Raw genomic sequence first — 24,113 nt, forward strand, 5'->3', positions numbered from 1 at the left:
GTGAGCTGGTCATCGTAGAGAGTCACTCGGGGCCTCCCCGGCAGGCTGGGGCATCCGGTGCCAGCCCAGCGCGCCCAGGCCCGCTTCGGCGTTGAGGGCGGTCTCCACGCCGGTGAGCTGCAGGCCGAGCTCGACCAGGGTGATCGCCACCGCGGGCCGCATGCCCGCCACGATCACCCGGGCGCCCAACAGCCTTGCCATGGTGGTCAGTTCCATCAGGGTGCGGGCCACGAACGAGTCGATGATCTCCAGCCGGGAGATGTCGATCAGGACCCCGCGGGCCGCGTCGGCCACGATCCGGGTCGTCAGCTCGTCGGTGAAGGCCACGGCGGACTTGTCGTCCAGCTCGTTCAGCAGACCGGTCACCAGCACGTCGCCGAGCCGCAGGATCGGCACCCCGGTCGGCTGGTGCGGCATGCCGGGCACGCCGTTCACGGGCAGTGTCATGGGCCCGCCGGGGCGTAGGCGCCGGAGACCGACGGCTGGTCGGTGAGGCGGACGGCGGCGGCCAGCGCGTCGGCGAGCGTCGCCCTGGTCAGGATGGTGGACAGGTCGATGCCGAGCTGCGCGATGGTCTGCGCGATCGGCGGCCTGATGCCGGAGATCACGCAGTCCGCGCCCATCAGCCGCACCGCGTTGACCGTGTGCATCAGGTGCTGGGCGACGGCGGTGTCGACGGCCGGGACCCCGGTGATGTCGATGATCGCGACCTTCGCCTCGTGGTCCTGGATGCCCTGGAGCAGGTTCTCCATCACCACCTGGGTGCGGGCCGTGTCCAGGGTGCCGATCAGCGGCACGGCGAGCACGTGGTGCCACAGCCGCACGACCGGGGTGGACAGCTCCATCAGCTGCCGCGACTGGCGCTGGATGATCTCCTCGCGCCCCTCGACGTACGTCTCGAAGGACAGCGCGCCCGCCGCGTCGAGCAGCCGGTTCACCAGCACCGCGGCCGAGAACAGCTCGGCGGAGTCCCGGGTGGTGTGCTGCATCGCCTCCAGCAGCGCCTCCTTGAGGGAGAGCACCGCCAGGGAGGTCGCCGTCGGTGTCGCGCCCGCCCTGGCCCGGCGCAGCGACAGCTCTATGACGGTCCTGCGCAGGTCGTGCTGGGAGTTCACCAGCCGCTCCACGGGCACGTCACTGGCGAGCCCGGCGCCGAGGGCGGAGATCAGCAGATCCGCCTCCTCGCGCAGCTCGAACTCGCTCATGTCGGCACCGAGGGCCGTCTGCTCCAGCTGGAGCCGCACCCAGCGGTCCGCGATCTCCTGTTCCCGTTCCCGCAGGGCATCCAGAAGTCTGTCCCGCACGGTTGTCTCGCTGGTACTCACACACACCTCTCGCTGTCGGCCTACATGTGCCGGGCGGCACGGCCCGCCTCGCCCCGGATACCCCGAACGGCCCGACTCATGCGCACCCGTCCCTCCGGTCCTCGCGGAGCACGGCGTTCACGGCAGCAGCTCCCCGAGCGCCCCCGCGACCGCCCCGGCGAGCACCGCGTGCCCGGCGTCGTCGGGGTGCAGCCCGTCCGCCAGGTGCTCCGGCCCGAGCAGCCCGAACCCCGGCAGCAGCGCGAGGCGGCCGTCGCCCGCCGCGATCTCCTCGCGCACGACGTCCTCCAGCGCGTCCCGCAGGGCTCCCAGGGTCGCACCGAGCACGTTCGGGACCCGCTCGGCGGCCGGGCGCAGCACGGGGGAGACGACCAGCAGCGGGGTGCGCGGATGGCCCTGCCGCACCAGCGCGAGGAAGGCCCGGACCGTCTCGGCCAGCAGGGGAGCGGTGAACGGGGTGCGCCCCCAGCAGTTGGTGCCGAAGGCGAGGGTGAGGGCGTCGGCGGGGGCGGCGGCCAGCTGCTGGGCGACGGCCAGCTCGCCGCGCCCGGCCCCCGCGTGCCCGAGGTTGACGGTGTCCAGGTCCAGCAGACGGCCGACCGCCGCGGGCCAGGCGTGCGCGGGCCGGGTCGACCACCAGCCCTCGGTGATGGAGTCGCCGTGCACCAGCCAGCGCGGGCGCCGCGGGGCGGGCTCGACCCGCCCGCCCACGCCCCGGATGCCGAGGAAGCGGGGCGACTGCGACTCGGGCGGGTACACGGTGAACGGGCCCGGCAGCGGCGGGAGTTCGAGACGTACGACCGATTCGGCGGCCGGCCGGGCGAGTACCTCGGAGTGCTGTCTGCCGTCCGCCCAGAGCCCGAACCCGTGCGGTACGTCGCCCGGCTCCGCGCGGTAGTGCAGCTCCACGGCGTCCGCCCCGTGGGGGACGAACTCCAGCCGCACGCCCACCGGCACCCCGGCGCGCTCCCGTACGTCCCAGGGCAGCCGCTCCAGGTCGCCGGGGTCCGCCCGCACCGGCCGTCCGCGGTCGTCGCGCCAGGCCACTCCGCGCAGGAAGAGTCCGGGATCGAGCCAGGTCATCGACGCCTCCCCTCGGTCCGGCCGCACCGGCCGCGACCCTCGTCCACCACCCTGCCCGGACCGGACGGTGTACATGAGCGGAACCCCGTAAACCCCCCTTCGCGCGGCCGACTCGACGCACCGGGCATGTACCGGGCAAAAGGGAAAACGAACGGGGGGGCGCAACAAAATGTCATCCCGGCCGCTCGCGCGCAACGATCGTCCGGCAATGCGCAAGGTTGCTGCATTACGGGCGGGAACTTCGGCCTCATAGGCTTCACCGCTGTACGTGGAGTGGCGCAGACCGCCTGCTCGGCGGTTCCCGGGCTCCGGCTGCTTCGTCATGCCTGCGCCACCTGGGCCGCCGCGGTCGCCGCCGCCCGTCCAGGCAGCCAGAAGGAGCCACCCCGTGTTGGATCAAGGCGCAGCGTCACCCGTTGTTCCCCCGTCCGGGCCCGCCGCCCGTACCGGATCCCCGCTGCTGCGGCGCAAACCGGTGGAACAGCTGGTCGACGAGGGCGGGAAGGGTGAGGGCGGCTCGCTCAGACGGTCGCTCTCGATGTGGCAGCTGACCATGATCAGCATCGGTGCCACCCTCGGCACCGGCATCTTCGTCGTCCTCGGCGAGGCCGTCCCCAAGGCCGGGCCCGCCGTCACGATCTCGTTCGTGATCGCCGGTCTCACCGCGCTCTTCTCGGCCCTCTCGTACGCCGAACTCGCCGGCAGCATCCCGGTCTCCGGCTCCTCGTACTCGTATGCGTACGCAACGATGGGCGAACTGATCGCCTGGGTCTGCGGCTGGTGCCTGGTGCTGGAGTACGGCGTCTCGGTGGCGGCGGTCGCCGTCGGCTGGGGCGAGTACCTGAATGAATTCCTCGACGGGACGATCGGCGTCACCATCCCCGACGCGCTGTCCGCCCCGCCCGGCGACGGCGGCTACTTCAACCTGCCCGCGCTCGTCGTCGTGCTCCTCGCCATGGTCTTCCTGCTCGGCGGGGCCAAGGAGTCCGCCCGCGCCAACACGATCATGGTCGCGGTGAAGATCGGCGCCCTGCTGCTGTTCTGCACGATCGGCTTCCTCGGCTTCAAGTCCGGCAACTACGCCGACTTCATGCCGCTGGGCATGGCCGGCGTCAGCGCCGCCGGAGCCTCCCTCTTCTTCTCCTACATCGGCTTCGACGCCGCCTCCACGGCCGGCGAGGAGGCCAAGAACCCGCAGCGCGACCTGCCGCGCGCGATCATGCTCTCGCTGATCATCGTCACCGCCCTGTACGTCCTGGTCGCGGCCGTCGCCGTCGGCGCCCGCAACTGGAAGGGCTTCGAGGGCTCGGAGGCCGCACTCGCCGGGATCATGAAGGACGTCACCGGCCAGACCTTCTGGGGCACCCTGCTCGCGGCCGGCGCCGTCATCGCCATCGCCAGCGTCGTCCTGACCGTGCTGTACGGCCAGACCCGGGTGCTGTTCGCGATGTCCCGCGACGGCCTGGTCCCCAAGGCCTTCTCGAAGGTCAGCGCGAAGACCGGCACGCCGCGCGTCAACACGATCATCGTGTCCCTCTTCTGCGGCGTCCTGGCCGCGGCGATCCCGCTCGGCAACCTCGTGGACGCCACCAGCATCGGGACGCTCTTCGCGTTCGGCCTGGTGAACATCGCGGTGGTCGTCCTGCGCTGGACACGCCCGGACATGAACCGCACCTTCCGGGTGCCGCTCGGCCCGCTCTTCCCGGTCCTGGGCTTCATCGCCTGCGTCTACAACATGTTCGGGCTGGGAACCGCGACCTGGGTGGTCTTCGGAATCTGGATGGCCGTAGGTCTCGTGTTCTACTTCGGATACGGCATTCGTCACTCGCGGCTGGCGAAGGACGCGCCCCGGCAGATTTCCACAGACGCGTAGAAAAGTGATCCACCCGCCGTGCGACTGAACGATCTCGACGAGCGCATCGTCCATGCCCTGGCGGAGGACGCCCGCCGCAGCTACGCCGACATCGGCTCCCTGGTCGGCCTCTCCGCCCCCGCGGTCAAGCGCCGGGTGGACCGGCTGCGCGCGGAAGGCGCCATCACCGGGTTCACCGTACGGGTGGACCCGGCGGCGCTGGGCTGGGAGACCGAGGGGTTCATCGAGATCTACTGCCGCCGCAACACCTCCCCGGAAGCGATCAACCGGGGCCTGGAGCGCTACCCGGAGATCGCGTCCGCCTCCACCGTGACCGGTGACGCGGACGCGATCGTCCAGGTCTTCGCCTCCGACATGCGGCACTTCGAGCGGGTGCTGGAGCGGATCGCGGGGGAGCCCTTCGTGGAACGGACCAAGTCGGTCCTGGTGCTCTCGCCGCTGCTGCGCCGCTTCTCCTCGGGGTCGCCCGCCTGACAGGGATCGCCCGCCTGACAGGGGGCGGGCCGGGACCCGCGGGAGCGGGCCGGGGGACTAGCCGAGCTCCAGCGGCAGCACCTCGAAGTCGCCCGTGCTCGCGTCCACCTTCTCGATCGGCACCGAGCCCAGGCACTTGCGCAGCCCGCGCGGCTGCTTGGTCAGGTGCCCGTCCAGCAGCCAGCTGTAGCCCAGCCGGTCGCCCTCGGGCCGGTCGTCCACGGTGATGCCCACCCGCTTGCCGTACTGCCCCGGGATGTTGCTCTTCGCCACGGTGCCCGTGACCACCGCGACCTTGCCGCCCGTCACCAGGCAGTCCACCTTCACGTCCGCCCACTGGACGTTCCCCTCGGGCCACTGGTGCCGGATGCTGAACGTCCCCTTCGCGGCGTCCGGGAACGCCCCCGCCGCCAGGTGCGCGTCGAAGCCGAAGGTGATCAGGTGCCCCGGCCGGTCCAGCCGGGCCTTCCCGGTCAGTGCCGCGGCCTCCCTCGGGGCCTGCGCCGAGGCCGGCTGCCGCACCGTCGGACGGGCCGCCTCCGTCCCCGCCCCCGGTGCCTGGGCCGCCGCGCTGCCCGCCGCACCCGCGGTGACCAGCAGCGCCGCGCCGAGGGCGACAAGACGGGGGGTACGGCGCGCAGTGAAGTTCCGCACGGTGGGCTCCTTCGGTGGTTTCGGCCGCCGGGGGTGTGTTCCCCCGGCACGCACCACTCTTGCGCCCGCCCCGCCGGGCCCGCGTCATCCCCGCGTCCGCACCGCCTAGCCCGTGCGGCGGAGCCCCGGTCGGCCACCGGACGGAGACCCGCCGGGCCGCGCCCCCGACGGGTGCGCCGTCCCGCACACCCCGCCCCCGGTGGCCCGCCCACCGCCCCGTACGCAACGAATCACCGCCGGGGGCCCGGTCCGCGCAACGGATCAACGGTCGGTCCGCAACGCTCGTGCCTTGTCCGGGACGAACGCCGGACCGTACCGTCTTTACGTCTCCCACCTCACCCTCCGCACCCGCCCGAGGTCCGCCATGCCGTCGTCCCCTTCGTCGCCGCCGCTGCGCATCGCCCTGCTCCAGAGTTCCGGGCGCCCCGGTTCCGTGGCCACGAACCTCAAGGTCCTCGACGACGCCGCCGGGCGGGCCGCCGAGGCCGGGGCGGGACTGCTGGTCTGCCCGGAGATGTTCCTCACCGGCTACGCGATCGGCGTGAGCGAGGTGCACCGGCTGGCGGAGGCCGCCGACGGGGAGGGCGCGGACGCCGTCGCCGACATCGCCGTACGGCACGGCCTGGCGATCCACTACGGCTACCCCGAGCGCGACGGCACGCGGGTCTTCAACTCCGCCCAGCTCATCGACGCCACCGGCACCCGCCTCGCCAACTACCGCAAGACCCACCTCTTCGGCGGCTTCGAGCAGGAGTGCTTCGTCCCCGGGGAGCGGACCGTCGTCCAGGCCGAATTGGCCGGACTGCGGATCGGCACGATGATCTGCTACGACGTGGAGTTCCCGGAGAACGTCCGGGCGCACGCCCTGGCCGGCACCGACCTCCTGCTCGTCCCGACCGCCCAGATGCACCCCTTCGAGTTCGTCGCGGAGTCCCTCGTCCCGGTCCGCGCCTTCGAGAGCCAAATGTACGTCGCGTACGTCAACCGGACCGGCCCCGAGGGCGAGGGCGCGGAGGCCTTCGAGTTCGTCGGACTGAGCTGCCTGGCGAGCCCCGACGGCGCCACCCGGGTCCGCGCCGGACGCGGCGAGGAACTCGTCCTCGGCGAGGTGGACGCCGCGCTGCTGCGCGCCTCCCGCGAGACCAACCCCTACCTGCGAGACCGCCGCCCGGGGCTCTACGGCTCGCTGAGCTGACCGCCCCCGCCCGGGACGCGCCGCCCGCCCGCCGCGCCGCCCCGCTCGCCCCCCGCCTTCTGTTCCGTCCCGCAAGGAGTCCGCACCCCATGACGTCCACGGTGCCCACCGCAGTCCAGCACACCGAAGCGCAGCCGCCGATCACCATGTTCGGTCCGGACTTCCCGTACGCGTACGACGACTTCCTGGCCCACCCGGCGGGCCTCGGCCAGATACCTGCGACCGAGCACGGCAGCGAGGTGGCGGTCATCGGCGGCGGCCTGTCGGGCATCGTCGCGGCGTACGAGCTGATGAAGATGGGCCTGCGGCCCGTCGTCTACGAGGCCGACCAGATCGGCGGCCGGCTGCGCACGGTCGGCTTCGAGGGGCCCGAGACCGAGGGGCTCACCGCGGAGATGGGCGCGATGCGCTTCCCGCCGTCCTCCACCGCGCTCCAGCACTACATCGACCTGGTGGGGCTCACCACCAGGCCGTTCCCGAACCCGCTCGCGCCGGAGACCCCCTCCACGGTCGTCGACCTCAAGGGCGAGTCGCACTACGCGGAGACCGTCGACGACCTCCCGCAGGTCTACCGTGACGTCGCCGCAGCCTGGAACGCCTGCCTGGAGGAGGGCGCCGACTTCTCCGACATGAACCAGGCCATGCGCGAGCGCGACGTCCCGCGCATCCGCGAGATCTGGGCGAAGCTCGTCGAGAAGCTCGACAACCAGACCTTCTACGGCTTCCTCTGCGACTCCGACGCCTTCAAGTCCTTCCGGCACCGCGAGATCTTCGGGCAGGTCGGCTTCGGCACCGGCGGCTGGGACACCGACTTCCCCAACTCCATCCTGGAGATCCTGCGGGTCGTCTACACCGAGGCCGACGACCACCACCGCGGCATCGTCGGCGGCAGCCAGCAGCTCCCGGTGCGGCTCTGGGAGCGCGCGCCCGAGAAGATCGTCCACTGGGCGCAGGGCACCTCGCTGGCCACGCTGCACGGCGGCGACCCGAAGCCCGCCGTCACCCGGCTGCACCGTACGGCGGGCAACGGCATCACGGTCACCGACGCCTCGGGCGACATCCGCACCTACCGGGCGGCGATCTTCACCGCCCAGTCCTGGCTGCTGCTGTCGAAGATCGCCTGCGACGACTCGCTGTTCCCGATCGACCACTGGACGGCGATGGAGCGCACCCACTACATGGAGTCGTCCAAGCTGTTCGTCCCGGTGGACCGGCCGTTCTGGCTGGACAAGGACGAGGAGACCGGCCGGGACGTGATGTCGATGACGCTCACCGACCGGATGACCCGGGGCACGTACCTGCTGGACGACGGCCCGGACCGGCCCGCCGTGATCTGCCTCTCGTACACCTGGTGCGACGACAGCCTCAAGTGGCTGCCGCTGAGCGCCAACGAGCGCATGGAGGTCATGCTCAAGTCGCTCGGCGAGATCTATCCGAAGGTGGACATCCGCAAGCAGATCATCGGCAACCCGGTGACCGTGTCCTGGGAGAACGAGCCGTACTTCATGGGCGCCTTCAAGGCGAACCTGCCCGGCCACTACCGCTACCAGCGCCGCCTGTTCACCCACTTCATGCAGGACCGCCTCCCCGAGGACAAGCGCGGCATCTTCCTCGCCGGCGACGACATCTCCTGGACGGCGGGCTGGGCCGAGGGCGCCGTGCAGACCGCGCTGAACGCGGTGTGGGGCGTGATGCACCACTTCGGCGGCGGCACGGACGCCACCAACCCCGGTCCGGGCGACGTGTACGACGAGATCGCCCCGGTGGAACTGCCGGAGGACTGACCCTCCGGCCGGCCGCCGCACCGTGCGGGCGGGCCCTCCTGCCGGGCTCGCCGCGGGCGACCGGTCCTGCCGCCGGCTCCGCTCAGCGCAGCGGGGTCAGCAGGCACCGGCCCACCAGGCCGACGCCCGCGTCCAGCCGCTCCGCGAACTCCCGTGCCAGTTCCGGAAGTTCGCGCAGCCCCCAGAGCACCCGGGCCGCCGACCAGGCCGCGTCCCTGGCCCGCTCCAGGCTCCAGGTCCCCACCAGATGGGTCAGCGGGTCGGCGATCTCCAGCAGGTCGGGGCCCGGCATCAGGTCCTCGCGGATCCGCTCCTCCAGGGCCGCGAGCGAGTCCCCGACGCGGTCGAAATCCCCCTCCAGCGCTCCCGGTTCGCACTCCAGCGCCTCGCAGGTGTCGACCACCGCGAGGGCCAGGTCGTGCCCGATGTGCGCGTTGATCCCGGCGAGCGCGAACTGCAGCGGCCGTACGCCCGGGTGGCGCCGGTACTGGAACAGCGGGCGCCAGCAGGCGGGCGTACGCCGACCCGCGGCGGCGGCGTCCACGGCGGCCAGATAACGTTCCGCGAAGAGCACACCCAGTCCGGCCGCGGCGTGGCGGTCCGGGAACCGGCCGCCGTCGATCTGCCTGCCGAGCTCCTCGCTCACGGTCAGATAGACCCGGTTGAAGACCGCGACTCCGTCGGTGGCGGGCCACTCCGCGCGGACCGTCCGCATCCGTTCCACCACGGAGCGCACGCCCGGCGGCCGAGTGGGCAGAGCGGGGAGCCGTGTACGGTCCCTTTGAGCTGCGAAGTGCTCGATCTGTGCCATGGGGGCAGCGTCCCAGTCATAGGCTTTGGGCGATGCAGCCGGGCCGGGGCTTCCCCAGAACGAGGGAACGCGAACCCCCGGTACCGGGGGAAAGGGGGGAGAGACACGGTGTCAGGCATACGAGGCCAACGCCGGAAGAACCGCGTCGGAGGCAGACGCGGCGACAGCGGGACGACGCGCGCGGCGAGCGCGGGTACGGGCGCTGTCGGCACGGAAACGGAGCGAGCGGAGCAGCTGGCCGCCGTGGGCGCGGGCGTCGGCCTGAGCGTCGGCGTCGGCTCGGGCGCGGGCGGCGGTACCGACGTCGCTGCCGCGTCCGACGTGGTCACCCTCGCGGGCGCCCCCGCGGGCCCCGGACGGGCCGCACGGCGTGGCCGGAAGCCGGCCGCCGGACGGAACGACTCGCGGGTGAACGCCGCCGCCCTGCGCGGCGCGATGGCCGTGGTCGCCTCCGCCGTCGTGGCCGTCGGCACCGTCACCGGAGTGGTCTCCGCCACCTCCGGCGAGCCGGAACGCACGACCGCGGTCCCCGAGATCACCGAGGCGCCCGTCGTGCCGCCGCTGCCCGCGGTGCCCAGCCCCACCGCCACCACCCCGTCGCCGTCGCCGACCGCCACCGCGACGAAGAAGCCGGCGCCGAAGAAGACGCCGCCGAAGAAGAAGCCCGCGCCGCCCAAGAAGCAGAACAACGCGCCGGTCTCCGGCAACCTCTACCTGCACCCGCAGTCCCAGGTACTGGACTGGGTGCGGGCGAACCGCGGCGACCCGCGCCACGCGCTCATCCAGTCGCGGATCGCCGCGCAGCCCGCCGCCGTGTGGTTCGCCGAGTACAACCCGGACACCATCACCAGCCGGGTCCGCGCGGTCACCGCGGGGGCGTCGGCCGCGGGCCGGGTGCCCGTCGTCGTCCCGTACGCGATCCCCGAGCGGGACTGCGGCGGCGCGTCCCAGGGCGGGGCGCCGGACTTCGGCTCGTACGACAGCTGGATACGGAAGTTCGCGGCGGGGCTCGGCAGCGGTGAGGCCATCGTGATCCTGGAGCCCGACTCGATAGCCCAGACGGACTGTCTCGACGACGGCCAGCGGGCCAACCGCTTCGCGGCGCTCTCCCGCGCGGGCAAGGCCATCCACGCGGCGAACCCGCGGGCCCGGGTCTACTTCGACGCCGGCCACTCCGGCTGGCACGCGGCGTCCAAGATGGCGGGCTACCTGCGCCAGGCCAACGCCGCGACCAGCAGCGACGGCATCTTCACCAACGTCTCCAACTTCCACCGCACCGCGGACGAGGTCGCCTACGCGCGCAGCGTGCTCGCCGCGCTCGGCGGTCCGTCCTCGCTGGGCGCGGTCATCGACACCAGCCGCAACGGGAACGGGGCACCGGCGGCGGGCCAGTGGTGCGACCCGTCGGGCCGCGCCCTCGGCCGCCCGCCGACGACCCACACGGGGGAGTCCCGCATCGACGCCTACCTGTGGGTGAAGCTGCCGGGGGAGTCGGACGGGTGCAAGGGGGCGGCGGGGAGTTTCACCCCGGACTACGCGGTGGAACTGGCCAACGGCTGACGCCGCGCGGCACCGGTCGCGCCTGTGGCGGGGCTGTCCCGCGTCCTGCGGGTGCGTGTTTGGTTGCTCGCGCGGTTCCCCGCGCCCCTGAAGGGGCGCGGGGAAGCTCCCGCGCAGCGGGTTCGGGTCAGTGGTCGGGTGTGGGGCGGGAGGACGACGAGGTGGTTTCCTCGGCGTCGTACGACGACGTCCCCGCGTCCAGCAGCGGCTCCCGTTCCTCCGAAGCCTCCTTCATGTGGGCCGGCGCCAGCGCCCTCAGCACGTGGTAGCCCGTGATCACCACGATCGTTCCCAGCGCGATCCCGCTGAGCTCGAAGCTGTCGGTGAACTTCAGGCTCACCCCGCCGACGCCGATGATGATCCCCGCCGCCGCCGGCACCAGGTTCAGCGGATTGCGCAGGTCCACCTTGGCGTTGATCCAGATCTGTGCGCCGAGCAGGCCGATCATGCCGTAGAGGATGACCGTGATGCCGCCGAGCACCCCGCCCGGAATCGCCGCCACGATCGCGCCGAACTTCGGGCACAGCCCGAACAGGAGGGCGAAGAAGGCAGCCGCCCAGTACGCCGCCGTCGAGTAGACGCGGGTCGCGGCCATCACCCCGATGTTCTCGGAGTACGTCGTGTTGGGCGGGCCGCCCACCGCCGTCGACAGCATCGACGCCGCGCCGTCCGCCGCGATCGCCGTGCCGAGCTTGTCGTCGATGTTGTCGCCCGTCATCTCGCCGACGGCCTTCACATGGCCCGCGTTCTCCGCGATCAGCGCGATCACCACCGGCAGCGCGACCAGGATCGCCGACCACTCGAAGCTCGGCGCGTGGAAGGAGGGCAGGCCGATCCAGTCGGCCTTCGCCACCCCGGACAGGTCCAGGCGCCAGTGCTCGGTGGCCGCCCCGCCGCCCACCGGCGAATTGATCTTGCCGAGGACCAGGTCGAAGATCCACGAGATGCCGTAGCCGAAGATCAGCCCGAGGAAGATCGCGATGCGGGAGAGGAAGCCGCGCAGCGCCACCACGGCCAATCCGGTGAACAGCATCACCAGGAGCGCCGTCCACTGGTCCTGCGGCCAGTACGTCGACGCGGTGACCGGCGCCAGGTTGAAGCCGATCAGCATGACGACCGCACCGGTCACCACCGGCGGCATCGCCGCGTGGATGATTCGCGCGCCGAACCGCTGCACCGCCAGACCCGCCAGGAACAGCGCCGCGCCGACCGCGAACACCGCGCCGGTGACCGTGGCGCTGTCGCCGCCGGTCGCCCGGATCGCCGCGGCGACCCCCACGAAGGACAGCGAACAGCCGAGGTAGCTGGGCACCTTGCCCTTGGTCGCGAGCAGGAAGATGGCCGTCGCGACACCCGACATCATGATGGCCAGGTTGGGATCCAGACCCATGAGGACCGGGGCGACGAAACTCGCCCCGAACATCGCCACCACGTGCTGTGCGCCCAGCCCCGCCGTGCGCGGCCACGACAGCCGTTCGTCGGGGCGGACGACGGCTCCGGGCGCCGGAGTGCGCCCGTCACCGTGCAAGGTCCAGCGGACGCCGAGGCCCATGGGTACTCCCGTTCAGCTTTGCTTCTGATCCAAAGGTGACCGTTTTCGATCGAAGCAAATGCTATGGCTGAAAAGGAGTGCTCACTTCCCCGTGGTCGTGCTCACTTCCCCGTGGCCGGAGACGCCACCGCGTCCGTGGGCACGGACTCCCGCCCCGCCCCGCGCAGCACCTGCGCACCCACCACGAGCCCGAACGCCAGCAGCGTCACCAGCCCGAACGACACCACCAGCGAGGTCGCGTCCGCCACCGCGCCGATCGCCGAGGGGGCGATCAGGCCCGAGGTGTACGTGATGGTGGCGACACCCGCGATGGCCTGGCTCGGATTCGGCCCGCTGCGGCCCGCCGCCGCGAAGGCCAGCGGTACGACGACCGCCACGCCCAGACCCACCAGCCCGAACCCGGCCAGCGCCAGCGGCACGCTCGGTGCCAGCACCACCAGCAGCCCGCCGAGGGTGGCCGCCACCCCGCCCACCCGCACCGTGGGCACCGGGCCGAACCGGTCCACCACCCGGTCGCCGGCCAGCCGGGCCACCGCCATGGTCAGCGCGAACGCCGTGGTGGACGCCGCCGCCAGGCCCGGGTCGGTGTTCAGCACGTCCCGCAGGTACACCGCCGACCAGTCCAGGCTCGCCCCCTCCGCGAACACCGCGCAGAAGCCCACCGCACCGATCACCAGCGCCGACTTCGGCGGCAGCGTGAAGCGCGGCGGAGCCTCCGCCTCCGGTGCGCTGCGCAGATCCAGTACGCCCTGGCAGGCGGCCAGCCCGAGCAGGGTCAGTACGAGCGCCGCGAGCAGGTGGTGCAGCCGCGCGTCGCTGCCCAGGTGCGCGGCGAGCGTGCCGCCCGCCGAGCCGATCAGGGCTCCCAGGCTCCACATCCCGTGCAGCCCGGACATGATCGACTTGCCGAGGCGGTTCTCCACCTCGACGCCGAGCGCGTTCATCGCCACGTCCGACATGCCCGCCGTCGCCCCGTACACGAAGAGCACCGCGCACAGCGTCCAGATGTTCGGCGCCAGCGAGGGCAGGGTCAGGGCCAGGGTCCACAGCGCGAGCAGCCCGCGCAGCGCGTTGCGCGCGCCGAAGCGGTGGCTTATCGAACCGGCCAGCGGCATCGCGACCGACGCGCCGATCGCCGGGAAGGCGAGCGCGAGACCGAGCTGGCCCGCGCTGATCGAGGCGTGGTCCTGGATCCACGGGATACGGGTGGCGAAGCTGCCGGTCACCGCCCCGTGGACACAGAAGACGGCGGCTATGGCATACCGCGCCCGCTTCAGCCGTTCCGTTCCGAATTCCATGGCTCCCCTTGTGTGCTGCGTCGCGTCGGTGTGCGGTGTCGAAGCGGTGGGCCGACGCGTGTCGGTCCATGCCGCGCCGTAAACTATCAGGAAGCCTGCCTGATAAATAGATCTGAAAGGATCCGGCCCATGCCCGCCTCTTCGAGCACCGCCCGCGCCATCAACGACCGGCGCGCCCTGCACCTGCTCCAGGAGGAGGGCCCGCTGACCGCAGGACAGCTCAAGTCCCTCACCGGCCTCTCCCGCCCCTCCGTGGCCGACCTGGTGGAACGCCTCCAGCACGCGGGCCTGATCGCCGTCGTCGGCGAGAGCGGCACCGAGCGCCGCGGGCCCAACGCCCGGGTGTACGGAATCGTCGCCGAGCGCGCCCACCTGGCCGCCCTGGACGTACGGACCGGCAGCGTCGGCGTGGGCGTCGCCGACCTCCTCGGCCGCACCCTCGCCGAGGCGACGCTGCCGATCGCCGGCGACGTACCGACGGAGGAGGCGGTGGAGGCGGCGGTGGCCCTCCTGGAGCGCACCGCGGCCGAGGCGGGCGCCCGGACGCTGCACACCGTCGGCATCGGCGCCCCCGGACTGATCGACCCCGCCACCGGCGAGCTGCGCGACACCTCCGGGCTGCCCGCCTGGCACCGCGGACTCGTCGCCGTGCTCCAGGAACGGCTGCCCGCCGCCGTCCTCGTCGAGAACGAGACCAATCTCGCCGCCGTCGCCGAGCAGCGCCTGGGCGCCGCCCGCGGTCACGACACCTTCGTCTTCCTCTGGCTGGGCGAGGGGGTCGGTGCCGCCGTCGTCCTGGACGGCAGGCTGCGCAGGGGAGCGTCCGGCGGTGCGGGAGAGGTCGGCTTCCTGCCGGTGCCGGGCACCAAGGGGCTGCCGTCGGCCACCGGCTGCGACGGCGGCTTCCACTCCCTGGTCGGCGGCACGGCGGTCTGTGAACTCGCGGCGGCGCACGGCCTGCCGACCGGCCCCGACGCGCCCGCGGTCGTCGCCGCCGCGCTGGCGGCGGGCGAGCGTGCCGAGCCCTTCCTCGACGCCCTCGCGGAGCGGCTGGCCCTGGGCGCCGCCGCGGTCGTGGCCGTCCTGGACCCCGGCTGTCTGGTACTCGGCGGGGACATGGGGCTGGCGGGCGGCAAGGCCCTGGCCGCCCGGGTGGAGGCCCGGCTCGCCGAACTCTCGCCGCTGCACACGGAGGTACGGGCCGGGGAACTGGGCGGCGGCGCGGTGCTGGACGGCGCGCTGCTGACCGCCCGCGAGGCCGCCCAGGACGAACTGTTCGCCCCGCAGCGGTAGCGGGCACGAACTGATTCCCCCGCAGCGCTAGCGGGCACGAACTGATTCCCCCGCAGCCGGTAGCGGGCACGAACCGTTCGCCCCGCAGCGCCGGCGCGCGCCCCCGCGCGGCAGCCCCGCGTCACGCACCCCGCCCCGGACCCCGCGGAAGCGGGGAGCCGGGGCGGGGCACAGGGGGGAAGCGTCAGCAGGCGCCGAGGTCCTGCCAGACGCCCCATTCGCCGGTGGTGCCGGGCTCAGCGCCCTGCGTCCACCACTTGGCCTTCCACTGGTGCCCCTTGTGCGACACGGTCGCTCCGCTGTTGTACGCGGTGGCCGCCGCGTAGGCGGGCGCCGTGCACGCACCGGGCGTCGGGGTCGGCGTCGGGTCGGGGCCCGGTCCGGTCCCCGTGCCGGGCTCGACGGTCTCGGTGCCGCGGGCCAGGTCACCGGCGAGCGCGTACGTCGTGCCGCCGATGTTCACCGTCCAGTTCCACGGGGTGGAGACCGGCAGGTAGTAGTTGAAGGACAGGTCGACCGAGGCGCCGGGGGCGAGGGTCTGCCAGGCCGGGAGCTTCAGCGAGGCCCGGTGGAAGTCGCCCTTCAGCCCGCCGGCGTTGCTGCCCGTGTGGTCGCTGCTGATCACCTTGGTGCCGAAGCCGGACTGGTCCGAGGCGTTGTTGGGGGCCGAGGTCGAGTAGTCGAACTGGAACTCCGTACCGCCCGGCAGCGTCGTCTTCGTGTTGTTGGTGATCTTCAGCTTGGGCGTGATCGGGTAGTTGGAGTCGCCGAGCTTGAACTCCCCGAACTCCACACCGATGTCCACGGCCTTCTTCGGCAGCGCCTTGTTGGAGACGGCCGCGCCGTACGGCTTCGCCGCCTTGAACTTGTCGTACATCAGCGAGGTCAGCGTGTTCCCGGGCTCGTACTGGCCCTTGGCCGCGTTCCAGCCGTAGTCGCCGGCCAGTTCCCAGATCATCGTGCCGCCGATGCCCCGGTCGACCACGTAGTCGGCCTTGGCGCCGATCGACTGGTCGTCCTCCGTGGACAGGAAGACCTTCTTCTCGGCGTTCCACAGCCACGGCGCGACCAGGGTGGAGTCGTACTTGCGGACGTAGGTGCCGGTCAGCTTGGTGCCGGCGGGGAAGCCGTACTTGGTGACGTAGTCGCCGACGATCCCCTTCTCCAGGTTCTTCGCGTGCCACATCGGGTTGGAGCCCGCCGGGGACTCCTTGCCGTTGTCGTCCTTGTCGTGCCACAGGTTGTCGATGCCGACCGCGCCGTCGCCGCACTTGGTCAGGCCGGAGCCGGCCGGACACGTGGCGGCCGAGGCCTTGCCCCACAGGCCGTCGGTGCCGCCCTGCACGTTCTTGTGGCCGCGTGTGTAGTACGGCAGGCCCACGTTGATGCGTCCCGAGGGCATCGAGCCGCGGAAGTAGTGGTAGGCCCAGTCGGTGTTCAGGTAGCCGATGCCGCCGTACTGGGCGCTGCCGTAGACGTTGGCGGCGGCCAGTTCGCCGTCCTTGCCGTTGTCGAAGAGCGCGGCGTTCGGGCCGACGTGCTCGTTCCAGGCGCCGTGCAGGTCGTAGGACATGATGTTGACGTAGTCCAGGTACTTCTGGACCTGGAAGGTCTCCATGCCGCGCAGCAGGTACCCGGAGGAGGGAGCGGCGACGGTCAGCAGGTAGTGCTTGCCGTCGGCGGCGCCTGCCCGGTCCAGCTTCTCGCGCAGGGTCTTCATCAGGACCGCGTAGCCCTTGACCAGCCCGGCGCGGCGGGCGTTGGCGAGCTGCCAGTCGAGCGGGTTGCCCGCGTCCTTCATCGTCGTCGGGTACTCGTAGTCGATGTCGACGCCGTTGAAGCCGTACTTCTTGATGAAGTCGACCGTCGAGGCGGCGAAGGTGTCGATGCCCGCCTGGTTGACCGAGCCGTCGGCGTTGGTGGCCATGGAGTAGAAGCCGCCGGAGTTGACGCGCTTGCCGTCGTCGCCGAAGTAGCCGCCGGTCTCGGCCCAGCCGCCCACCGACACCAGCGTCTTGACGTTCGGGTGCTGCTTCTTGAACTTGTTCAGCAGGTTGAAGTGGCCCTTGTACGGCAGCGCGGGGTCCATCTCCGCGCCCGCCACGCCCGGCCAGGTCATGCCGGTGGCGGCGTTCTTCTCGCCGTCCGCGCCGACCGAGATCCTGTTGTCGCCGCCGATGTGCGCGAAGGCGTAGTTGAGGTGGGTGACCTTGTCCCAGGGGATGTCGGACGCCAGGTAGGAGGGCAGACCGTCCTTGCCGGTGCGCCAGCCGGTGAAGTAGCCGATGATGCGGCGCTGGTGGTCGGCGCCCATCTTCTCGCGGCCCTCGGTGTCGTAGACCGAGCAGTACGGGACGTCCACGCCCGGCGTCTTGTAGAGCCCGTCGGGGCGGCAGGACTCGTTGTCCACGACGGCTTGAGCTTCGGTGGAGGGCGAGGCCTGGGCGGAGAGGGTGCCGCCGACGAGTGCGGCGAGTGCGGCGGTGGCGGTGGTCGCGGCCAGCAGCACCGAGCGGACGGACCGCACGGGCCCGGCGGAGCGCGCGGCTGCGGCATCGGTGGATCTTGTACGAGTGGGGGACAGCACGTCAGGTCCTCCTGGGGAGGCTCGGGCGTCACACGACGGAACGGGGATGGGGCCGTGCAAGCCCGGGGTGTGCGCACACCGTCGGGCCGTCTCCTGGGAGGTGACGCAGACGTTAAGAGGACTAGACCAGCTCGGTCAATAGGTCTGGACCAAGTCCTGTGAGTCAGCCCACAAGGACTTGCGGGTAACGCCCGCGACCGGGCGTGGCACACTGATCCTGTACCAGCAGCAGCGCACTCCGGGGTCGGTGTAATTCCGAACCGGCGGTTATAGTCCGCGACCCGGTCACCTCCAGTGACCGGTTGACCAGGTGAAATTCCTGGACCGACGGTGAAAGTCCGGATGGGAGGCAGTGCGCGGCGGGCCGTCACAGGTCGATCGGTACGCCGCCGTCGGGCGGGGTTTTCCCGGATGCACGGGAGACCTCTCTTTTCCGGCACGGCGTGGCCGTTGTCGTACCCCGTGATGCGTGTCCGCTTCATCTGTCGTCATCGACAGGCCCCGGAGTCCGTGCCCGAAGAGGCAGGAGGACCCGGTGGCAACCGCCGCAGCCGAAACCGCGCCCCACGACGCACCCGACGCGTGGGCCATGCGCCGTGCCGTCGAGCTGGCCGCGCGCGGACTCGGCGCCACCAGCCCCAACCCGGTCGTCGGCTGCGTCGTGACCGGCCCCACCGGGACCGTCGTCGGCGAGGGATTCCACCAGCGCGCCGGCGGCCCGCACGCCGAGGTGCACGCCCTGCGCGACGCGGGGGAGCAGGCCCGGGGCGGCACCGCCTACGTCACCCTGGAGCCCTGCAACCACACCGGCCGCACCGGCCCCTGCGCCCAGGCCCTCGTCGACGCCGGGATCGCCCGCGTCGTCTACGCCGTCGCCGACCCGAACCCGCGGGCCACGGGCGGCGCCGACACCCTGCGCGCGGCCGGCGTCCAGGTCGAGCAGGGCCTCCTCGAAGCCGAGGCCGCCGCCGGGAACACCGCCTGGCTCACCTCCGTACGGCTGCACCGCCCGTACGTCCTGTGGAAGTACGCGGCCACCCTCGACGGCAGGATCGCCGCCGCCGACGGCACCAGCCGCTGGATCTCCTCCGCCGCCTCCCGCGCCGATGTGCACCGGCTGCGCGCCGAGGCCGACGCGGTCGTGGTCGGCTCCGGCACCCTGCGCGCCGACGACCCGCACCTGGCCGTGCGCGGCATCGACGGCGCGGTGCAGCCGCTGCGCGTCGTCCTCGACACCAACGCCACGGCCGAGCCGGGCGCCCGGGTCCTGGACGACGCGGCGCCCACCCTGATCGCCGTCGCAGAGGACGCCGAGTGCGACCTCCCCGACGTGCTGCGGCTGCCCCGCGCGGCTTCAGGGCTCGATGTGAAAGCCCTGCTCAGCGAGCTGTACGAGCGCGGAGTGCGCTCCGTGCTCCTGGAAGGCGGACCCACCCTCGCGGGTGCGTTCGTCGCCGCCGGAGCCGTCGACAAGGTCGTCGGCTACCTGGCCCCCGTACTCCTCGGCGCGGGCCCCGCCGCCCTCGCCGACGCAGGAATCACCACGATCGCGGACGCGTTGCGCCTGGATGTGACCGAAACGGTCCGCATCGGCCCCGACCTCCGCATCACCGCCGTCCCCACTGCCCCCAAGGAGCGCTGAGCGTGTTCACCGGAATCGTCGAAGAACTGGGTGAGGTCACCGCCGTCGAGAAGCTCGGCGACTCCTCCCGCTTCCGCCTGCGCGGCCCCCTGGTCACCGAGGGCGCCAAGCACGGCGACTCGATCGCCGTCAACGGCGTCTGCCTGACCGTCGTCGACACCTCCGACGGCGAGTTCACCGCCGACGTGATGGCCGAGACCCTGAACCGCTCCAGCCTCGGCGCCCTCGCCGCCGGCTCCCGGGTCAACCTGGAGCGCCCCATGGCGCTCGGCGGACGCCTCGGCGGCCACCTCGTCCAGGGCCACGTGGACGGCACCGGCACCATCGTGGAGCGCACGCCCTCCGAGCACTGGGAGATCGTCAAGGTCGCCCTCCCGGACGGACTGTCCCGGTACGTCGTCGAGAAGGGCTCCATCACGGTCGACGGCGTCAGCCTCACCGTGGTCGACGCCGCCGACGACCACTTCACCATCAGCCTCATCCCCACCACGCTCGCGCTGACCACGCTCGGCATCAAGCAGGCCGGCGACCCGGTCAACCTGGAGGTCGACGTACTGGCCAAGTACGTCGAGCGGCTGCTGGGACCACGTGACGACACCAAGGAGACCGTGAAGTGAGCTCCCTCGCCTGGCTCAACTCCGAAGCCTTCACGGCCTTCGGCCAGCACATCCTGTGGTCCGACATGGTCGGCAACAGCATCGGCCTGCTGGCGCTGGCCCTCGGCTGGCGGCGCTCGATGTGGACCTGGCCCGCCCAGTTCCTCTCCGGCGTCATCCTGGTCGCCGCGTACGCCTCCGTGCACCTCAGCGGCGGTGTCGGCAAGCAGCTGCTGGTCATCGGCGTCGCCCTGTGGGGCTGGCGGCAGTGGCAGCGCGGCAAGCAGCAGGCGCAGGACGGGACGATCGCCGTCCGCTTCGCCACCTGGCGCGAGCGCGCCCTGCTCCTGGGCGGCGCGGCCCTCGGCACCCTCGCCGTCGGCGGGCTCTTCACCCTCTACCCGTCGCTGTCCTGGAGCCCGTGGGCCGACGCGTACATCTTCGTCGGCACCCTCGCCGCGATGGTGGCGCAGGCCCGCGGCCTGGTCGAGTTCTGGTTCGCCTGGCTGCTGGTCGACCTGGTCGGCGTCCCGCTCGCCTTCACCAGCGGACTCGCCTTCTCCGGTTTCGTGTACGTCATCTACCTCGCCCTCGTCCTGTGGGGCATGCGCGACTGGTGGCTGCGCTCCCGCGCCGCCACCACGGCCCCCGCTCTGGAAGGAGCACCGGCATGACCACCGCCCCGCCCCGCCCCGTCGGCCCGGCCGCCACGCCGTCCCACGCCCCGTACGACGCCCCGGAGGCACTGGTGCCCGACGTCCCGCAGGACCACCGGGAGGACCTGGCCCTCGACCCGGTCCAGCAGGCCGTCGACGACATCGCGGCCGGCCGGCCCGTCGTGGTCGTCGACGACGAGAACCGGGAGAACGAGGGCGACCTCGTCGTCGCCGCCGAGAAGATCACCCCCGAGATCGTCGCGTTCATGATGAGCGAGTGCCGCGGCCTGATCTGCGCCCCCATGGAGGCGGCGGAACTGGAGCGGCTCGCGCTGCCCCAGATGGTCGAGCACAACACCGAGTCGATGCGCACCGCCTTCACCGTCTCGGTCGACGCGAGCGCCGCGCACGGCGTGAGCACCGGGATCTCCGCCGCCGACCGGGCCGCCACCCTGCGGCTGCTGGCCTCCGGCGACAGCACCCCCGGCGACTTCGTCCGCCCCGGCCACATCTTCCCGCTGCGCGCCCGCGACGGCGGCGTCCTGGTCCGCAACGGCCACACCGAGGCCGCCGTCGACCTCGCCCGGCTGGCCGGACTGCGCCCGGCCGGGGCCATCGTGGAGATCGCCGACGCCGACGGCGTGATGCTGCGGCTGCCCGAGCTGGTCCCCTTCGCCCGCAAGCACGGCCTGACGATCATCTCCATCGAGGACCTGATCGCCCACCGCCGGGCCACCGAGACGCAGCCCGAACCCGCCACCGAGGCACCCGACCCGATAGTCGTCCGCGAGGCCGAGGTCCACCTGCCCACCTCCTTCGGCGAGTTCACCGCCTACGGCTACCGCGCCACCGCCGACGGCGTCGAGCACGTAGCCCTCGTCCACGGCGACATCGGCGACGGCGAGGACGTCCTGGTCCGGGTCCACTCCGAGTGCCTCACCGGCGACATCTTCCACTCGCTGCGCTGCGACTGCGGCCCCCAGCTGGAAGCCTCCATGCGCAGCGTCACCGAGGCCGGCCGCGGCATCGTCGTCTACCTGCGCGGCCACGAGGGCCGGGGCATCGGCCTGCTGTCCAAGCTGCGCGCCTACGAACTCCAGGAGCGCGGCGTCGACACCCTCGACGCCAACCTCGAACTCGGCCTGCCCGCCGACGCCCGGGACTACGCGGCGGGCGCCCGCATCCTCGCCGACCTCGGCGTGCGCAGCCTGCGCCTGATGACGAACAACCCGGACAAGATCACCGCGCTGGTGCGGCACGGCCTCACCGTCGTCGGGCGGGTGGCGATGCCCGTCACCGCCGGCGAGCACAATCTGCGGTACCTGCGCACCAAGCGGGACCGGATGGGCCACGACCTGCCCTGGCTGGACGGCGCCGCCGCCCCCACCTGCGGCAACCAGTAGCCCCACCCGCGGCAACCAGTAACACCACACCCACACACAGGAGAGAGAGCAAGCGTGAGCGGCAAGGGTGCACCCGAACTGAGCGTCAAGAACTGCAACGACCTGCGGGTGGCGGTGATCGCCGCACAGTGGCACGAGAAGATCATGGACGGCCTGGTCGACGGCGCCCTGCGCGCCCTGCACGAGCTGGGCATCGACGAGCCGACCCTGCTCAGAGTCCCCGGCTCCTTCGAGCTGCCCGTCGTCGCCAAGGTCCTCGCGGGCCGCGGCTACGACGCGATCGTCGCCCTGGGCGTCGTCATCCGCGGCGGCACCCCCCACTTCGAGTACGTGTGCCAGGGCGTCACCCAGGGCCTCACCCAGGTCTCCGTCGACACCGGGGTGCCCGTCGGCTTCGGCGTACTGACCTGCGACACCGAGGAGCAGGCGCTCGACCGGGCCGGTCTGGTCGGCTCCGCCGAGGACAAGGGGCACGAGGCGGTCACCGCCGCCGTGGCCACCGCGACCACGCTGCGCACGGTCGCCGAACCCTGGCGCTGAGTGCCGGAGGCCGACCCCGTACTCTAAGGACCATCATGGCCAACAAGACTTTCGAAGAGCTCTTCTCCGAGCTCCAGCTCAAGGCCGCCAACGGCGACCCCACCACCTCCCGCACCGCCGAGCTGGTGGACAAGGGCGTCCATGCCATCGGCAAGAAGGTCGTCGAGGAGGCCGCCGAAGTCTGGATGGCCGCCGAGTACGAGGGCAAGGAAGCCGCCGCCGAGGAGATCTCGCAGCTGCTGTACCACGTCCAGGTGATGATGGTCGCCCGCGGGATCTCGCTCGACGACGTCTACGCCCACCTCTGAGCAACCCCTTCTCCTCCTCCGCTGTTCTCCCCGCGACAAAGGAAGCTGACCTCATGCTGCGCATCGCCATCCCGAACAAGGGCTCCCTCTCCGGACCTGCGTCGGCGATGCTCCATGAGGCCGGCTACCAGCAGCGCAAGGAGTCCAAGGAGCTCGTGCTCGTGGACCCGCAGAACGAGGTCGAGTTCTTCTACCTCCGCCCCAAGGACATCGCGATCTACGTCTCGGCCGGGCGTCTCGACATCGGCATCACCGGCGAGGACCTGCTGATCGACTCCGGCGCGGGCGCCGAGCCGATCCTCCCGCTCGGCTTCGCCCGCTCCACCTTCCGCTTCGCCGCCAAGCCGGGCACCGCCACCTCCGTGGAGGACCTGGCGGGCAAGACGATCGCCACCTCCTACGAGGGCATCGTCGCGAAGTTCCTCGCCGAGCGCGGCATCGACGCCTCCGTCGTCCACCTGGACGGCGCCGTCGAGACCGCCATCGAACTGGGCGTCGCCCAGGTCATCGCGGACGTCGTGGAGACCGGCACCTCGCTGCGCAACGCGGGCCTGGAGGTCTTCGGCGAGCCGATCATGACCTCCGAGGCCGTCGTCATCCGCCGCACCGGCGCCGAGGCCGAGGACCCCAAGGTCCAGCAGTTCCTGCGCCGCCTCCAGGGCGTCCTGGTCGCCAGGTCGTACGTGATGATGGACTACGACTGCCGGGTCGAGCACCTGGAGCAGGCCGTCGCCCTCACCCCCGGCCTGGAGTCCCCGACCGTCTCACCGCTGCACCACGAGGGCTGGGTCGCCGTCCGCTCCATGGTCGCCGCCAAGGAGGCTCAGCGCATCATGGACGACCTGTACGCGCTGGGCGCCCGCGCCATCCTGACCACGGCGATCCACGCCTGCCGCCTCTGACGGCCGCCGCGCCTTTTGTTCCTCCCGTACGTACGCAGAAGGATGCCGTCCGCCGTGCCGCAGCCCGAACTTCCCGCCCTGCCGGTCACCTTCCGGCCCAACCGCACCAGGGTCGTCCTGCTGACCATAGGCGCGCTGATGTTCGCGACCGTCTCGGCGGTCGGCCTCCTGCTCGACATGCTCAGCCCGGGTGAGCGGCTCAGCTTCATCCTCACCGGCGCCCTCCTGTTCGCCGTCCTGGTCCTGCTCAGCCGCCCCAAGGTGGTCGCCGACGAGCAGGGCGTCACCGTGGTCAACCTGACCAGCAAGCGGCGGCTGGAGTGGGCCGAGATCCTCAAGGTCAACCTGCGCCCCGGCGACGCCTGGGTCTTCCTCGACCTCAGCGACGGCACCAGCCTGCCCGCCCTCGGCATCCAGCCCGGCATCGCCAAGGAGCAGGCCATCCGCGACGCCAGGGCCCTGCGCGCCCTCGTCGAGGCACGCGGCACGCACCGCGACTGACCGCGCCCCCGGCGGGCCGGCGACGATACTCACCGGCTGAGCCCCTGCCCCTCACGGGGCAGTCTTGTTTACTCTG

22 protein-coding genes and 1 riboswitch are annotated in these 24,113 nt (G+C 72.0%); of the genes, 14 read left to right on the forward strand and 8 right to left on the reverse strand.

All coding sequences use genetic code 11. From position 1 onward, the window contains the following. Positions 1–9 precede the first annotated feature (9 nt). The 3 genes from ACFYVL_RS25730 to ACFYVL_RS25740 all read right to left on the reverse strand — a co-directional run bounded on the left by ACFYVL_RS25730 (position 10) and on the right by ACFYVL_RS25740 (position 2,408). On the reverse strand, positions 10–417 hold the full coding sequence (locus ACFYVL_RS25730) for an STAS domain-containing protein (RefSeq protein WP_389248761.1): 408 nt from the start codon (positions 415–417) through the stop codon (positions 10–12). A gap of 26 nt (positions 418–443) precedes the next feature. Next, positions 444–1,325 (reverse strand): STAS domain-containing protein, encoded by an 882-nt coding sequence (locus ACFYVL_RS25735; protein ID WP_389248655.1) that lies wholly within the window; start codon positions 1,323–1,325, stop codon positions 444–446. A 117-nt stretch (positions 1,326–1,442) separates the two neighbouring features. Next, on the reverse strand, positions 1,443–2,408 hold the full coding sequence (locus ACFYVL_RS25740; RefSeq protein ID WP_389248657.1) for a GDSL-type esterase/lipase family protein: 966 nt from the start codon (positions 2,406–2,408) through the stop codon (positions 1,443–1,445). 388 nt (positions 2,409–2,796) lie between these two features. Between ACFYVL_RS25740 and ACFYVL_RS25745 the strand changes: the two genes are divergently transcribed. Both ACFYVL_RS25745 and ACFYVL_RS25750 read left to right on the forward strand, forming a co-directional pair. Continuing rightward, positions 2,797–4,281: an amino acid permease gene (locus ACFYVL_RS25745; RefSeq protein ID WP_389248659.1), complete on the forward strand. Its 1,485-nt coding sequence runs from the start codon at positions 2,797–2,799 to the stop codon at positions 4,279–4,281. 18 nt (positions 4,282–4,299) lie between these two features. Continuing rightward, a complete protein-coding gene (locus ACFYVL_RS25750) occupies positions 4,300–4,755 on the forward strand; it encodes an Lrp/AsnC family transcriptional regulator (protein WP_389248661.1) in 456 nt (151 codons plus the stop codon). Between the two features lie 57 nt (positions 4,756–4,812). Here ACFYVL_RS25750 and ACFYVL_RS25755 read toward each other — a convergent pair whose 3' ends face one another. Then, entirely contained in the window at positions 4,813–5,409 is a 597-nt protein-coding gene (locus ACFYVL_RS25755) for a hypothetical protein (protein ID WP_389248663.1), read from the reverse strand. A gap of 364 nt (positions 5,410–5,773) precedes the next feature. On the opposite strand from ACFYVL_RS25755, the gene ACFYVL_RS25760 reads away from it, so the two are divergent. Both ACFYVL_RS25760 and ACFYVL_RS25765 read left to right on the forward strand, forming a co-directional pair. Beyond that, complete coding sequence (locus tag ACFYVL_RS25760) at positions 5,774–6,604, forward strand: carbon-nitrogen hydrolase family protein (RefSeq protein WP_389248763.1); 831 nt, start codon at positions 5,774–5,776, stop codon at positions 6,602–6,604. A gap of 89 nt (positions 6,605–6,693) precedes the next feature. Next, entirely contained in the window at positions 6,694–8,388 is a 1,695-nt protein-coding gene (locus ACFYVL_RS25765; RefSeq protein ID WP_389248665.1) for a flavin monoamine oxidase family protein, read from the forward strand. Positions 8,389–8,470: 82 nt separating this feature from the next. Here the strand turns inward: ACFYVL_RS25765 and ACFYVL_RS25770 are convergent, their stop codons facing one another. Continuing rightward, positions 8,471–9,199, reverse strand: a complete 729-nt coding sequence (locus ACFYVL_RS25770) for a DUF5995 family protein (protein ID WP_389248667.1) — start codon at positions 9,197–9,199, stop codon at positions 8,471–8,473. 108 nt (positions 9,200–9,307) lie between these two features. Between ACFYVL_RS25770 and ACFYVL_RS25775 the strand changes: the two genes are divergently transcribed. Continuing rightward, the gene (locus ACFYVL_RS25775) at positions 9,308–10,759 is read left to right on the forward strand and encodes a glycoside hydrolase family 6 protein (protein ID WP_389248669.1); all 1,452 of its coding nucleotides are present in this window, start codon (positions 9,308–9,310) and stop codon (positions 10,757–10,759) included. Between the two features lie 127 nt (positions 10,760–10,886). Here the strand turns inward: ACFYVL_RS25775 and ACFYVL_RS25780 are convergent, their stop codons facing one another. Further along, the gene (locus ACFYVL_RS25780) at positions 10,887–12,311 is read right to left on the reverse strand and encodes a uracil-xanthine permease family protein (RefSeq protein ID WP_389248671.1); all 1,425 of its coding nucleotides are present in this window, start codon (positions 12,309–12,311) and stop codon (positions 10,887–10,889) included. Between the two features lie 101 nt (positions 12,312–12,412). Beyond that, positions 12,413–13,609: an MFS transporter gene (locus ACFYVL_RS25785; RefSeq protein ID WP_389248673.1), complete on the reverse strand. Its 1,197-nt coding sequence runs from the start codon at positions 13,607–13,609 to the stop codon at positions 12,413–12,415. Between the two features lie 129 nt (positions 13,610–13,738). On the opposite strand from ACFYVL_RS25785, the gene ACFYVL_RS25790 reads away from it, so the two are divergent. Continuing rightward, complete coding sequence (locus ACFYVL_RS25790) at positions 13,739–14,902, forward strand: ROK family transcriptional regulator (protein ID WP_389248675.1); 1,164 nt, start codon at positions 13,739–13,741, stop codon at positions 14,900–14,902. Between the two features lie 184 nt (positions 14,903–15,086). On the opposite strand, the gene ACFYVL_RS25795 is transcribed toward ACFYVL_RS25790, so the two are convergent. Next, positions 15,087–17,489: a chitinase C-terminal domain-containing protein gene (locus ACFYVL_RS25795; protein WP_389248677.1), complete on the reverse strand. Its 2,403-nt coding sequence runs from the start codon at positions 17,487–17,489 to the stop codon at positions 15,087–15,089. 229 nt (positions 17,490–17,718) lie between these two features. Further along, a riboswitch (FMN riboswitch) is annotated at positions 17,719–17,849 on the forward strand. A gap of 229 nt (positions 17,850–18,078) precedes the next feature. Here ACFYVL_RS25795 and ribD point away from each other — a divergent pair. Genes ribD through ACFYVL_RS25835 form a run of 8 tightly spaced genes read left to right on the forward strand, consistent with a single transcriptional unit; the run spans position 18,079 to position 24,037 of the window. Continuing rightward, positions 18,079–19,131 (forward strand): bifunctional diaminohydroxyphosphoribosylaminopyrimidine deaminase/5-amino-6-(5-phosphoribosylamino)uracil reductase RibD, encoded by a 1,053-nt coding sequence (gene ribD / locus ACFYVL_RS25800; RefSeq protein ID WP_389248765.1) that lies wholly within the window; start codon positions 18,079–18,081, stop codon positions 19,129–19,131. A gap of 2 nt (positions 19,132–19,133) precedes the next feature. Next, the gene (locus ACFYVL_RS25805; protein WP_389248679.1) at positions 19,134–19,748 is read left to right on the forward strand and encodes a riboflavin synthase; all 615 of its coding nucleotides are present in this window, start codon (positions 19,134–19,136) and stop codon (positions 19,746–19,748) included. Next, positions 19,745–20,401, forward strand: a complete 657-nt coding sequence (locus ACFYVL_RS25810; RefSeq protein ID WP_389248681.1) for a nicotinamide riboside transporter PnuC — start codon at positions 19,745–19,747, stop codon at positions 20,399–20,401. Before ACFYVL_RS25805 ends, ACFYVL_RS25810 begins: the two co-directional genes overlap by 4 nt. Continuing rightward, complete coding sequence (locus ACFYVL_RS25815; RefSeq protein WP_389248683.1) at positions 20,398–21,786, forward strand: bifunctional 3,4-dihydroxy-2-butanone-4-phosphate synthase/GTP cyclohydrolase II; 1,389 nt, start codon at positions 20,398–20,400, stop codon at positions 21,784–21,786. Before ACFYVL_RS25810 ends, ACFYVL_RS25815 begins: the two co-directional genes overlap by 4 nt. A gap of 54 nt (positions 21,787–21,840) precedes the next feature. Further along, positions 21,841–22,326 carry a 6,7-dimethyl-8-ribityllumazine synthase gene (ribH, locus tag ACFYVL_RS25820; protein WP_389248685.1) on the forward strand — a complete coding sequence of 162 codons (486 nt, stop codon included), beginning with the start codon at positions 21,841–21,843 and terminating at the stop codon, positions 22,324–22,326. 35 nt (positions 22,327–22,361) lie between these two features. Further along, complete coding sequence (locus tag ACFYVL_RS25825; RefSeq protein WP_389248687.1) at positions 22,362–22,634, forward strand: phosphoribosyl-ATP diphosphatase; 273 nt, start codon at positions 22,362–22,364, stop codon at positions 22,632–22,634. Between the two features lie 53 nt (positions 22,635–22,687). Continuing rightward, a complete protein-coding gene (hisG, locus tag ACFYVL_RS25830) occupies positions 22,688–23,536 on the forward strand; it encodes an ATP phosphoribosyltransferase (protein WP_389248689.1) in 849 nt (282 codons plus the stop codon). A gap of 42 nt (positions 23,537–23,578) precedes the next feature. Beyond that, on the forward strand, positions 23,579–24,037 hold the full coding sequence (locus ACFYVL_RS25835; RefSeq protein WP_389248691.1) for a PH domain-containing protein: 459 nt from the start codon (positions 23,579–23,581) through the stop codon (positions 24,035–24,037). The last annotated feature ends 76 nt before the right edge of the window (positions 24,038–24,113 follow it).

The organism is Streptomyces sp. NPDC004111, assembly GCF_042874215.1.
Classification (GTDB): Bacteria; Actinomycetota; Actinomycetes; order Streptomycetales; family Streptomycetaceae; genus Streptomyces.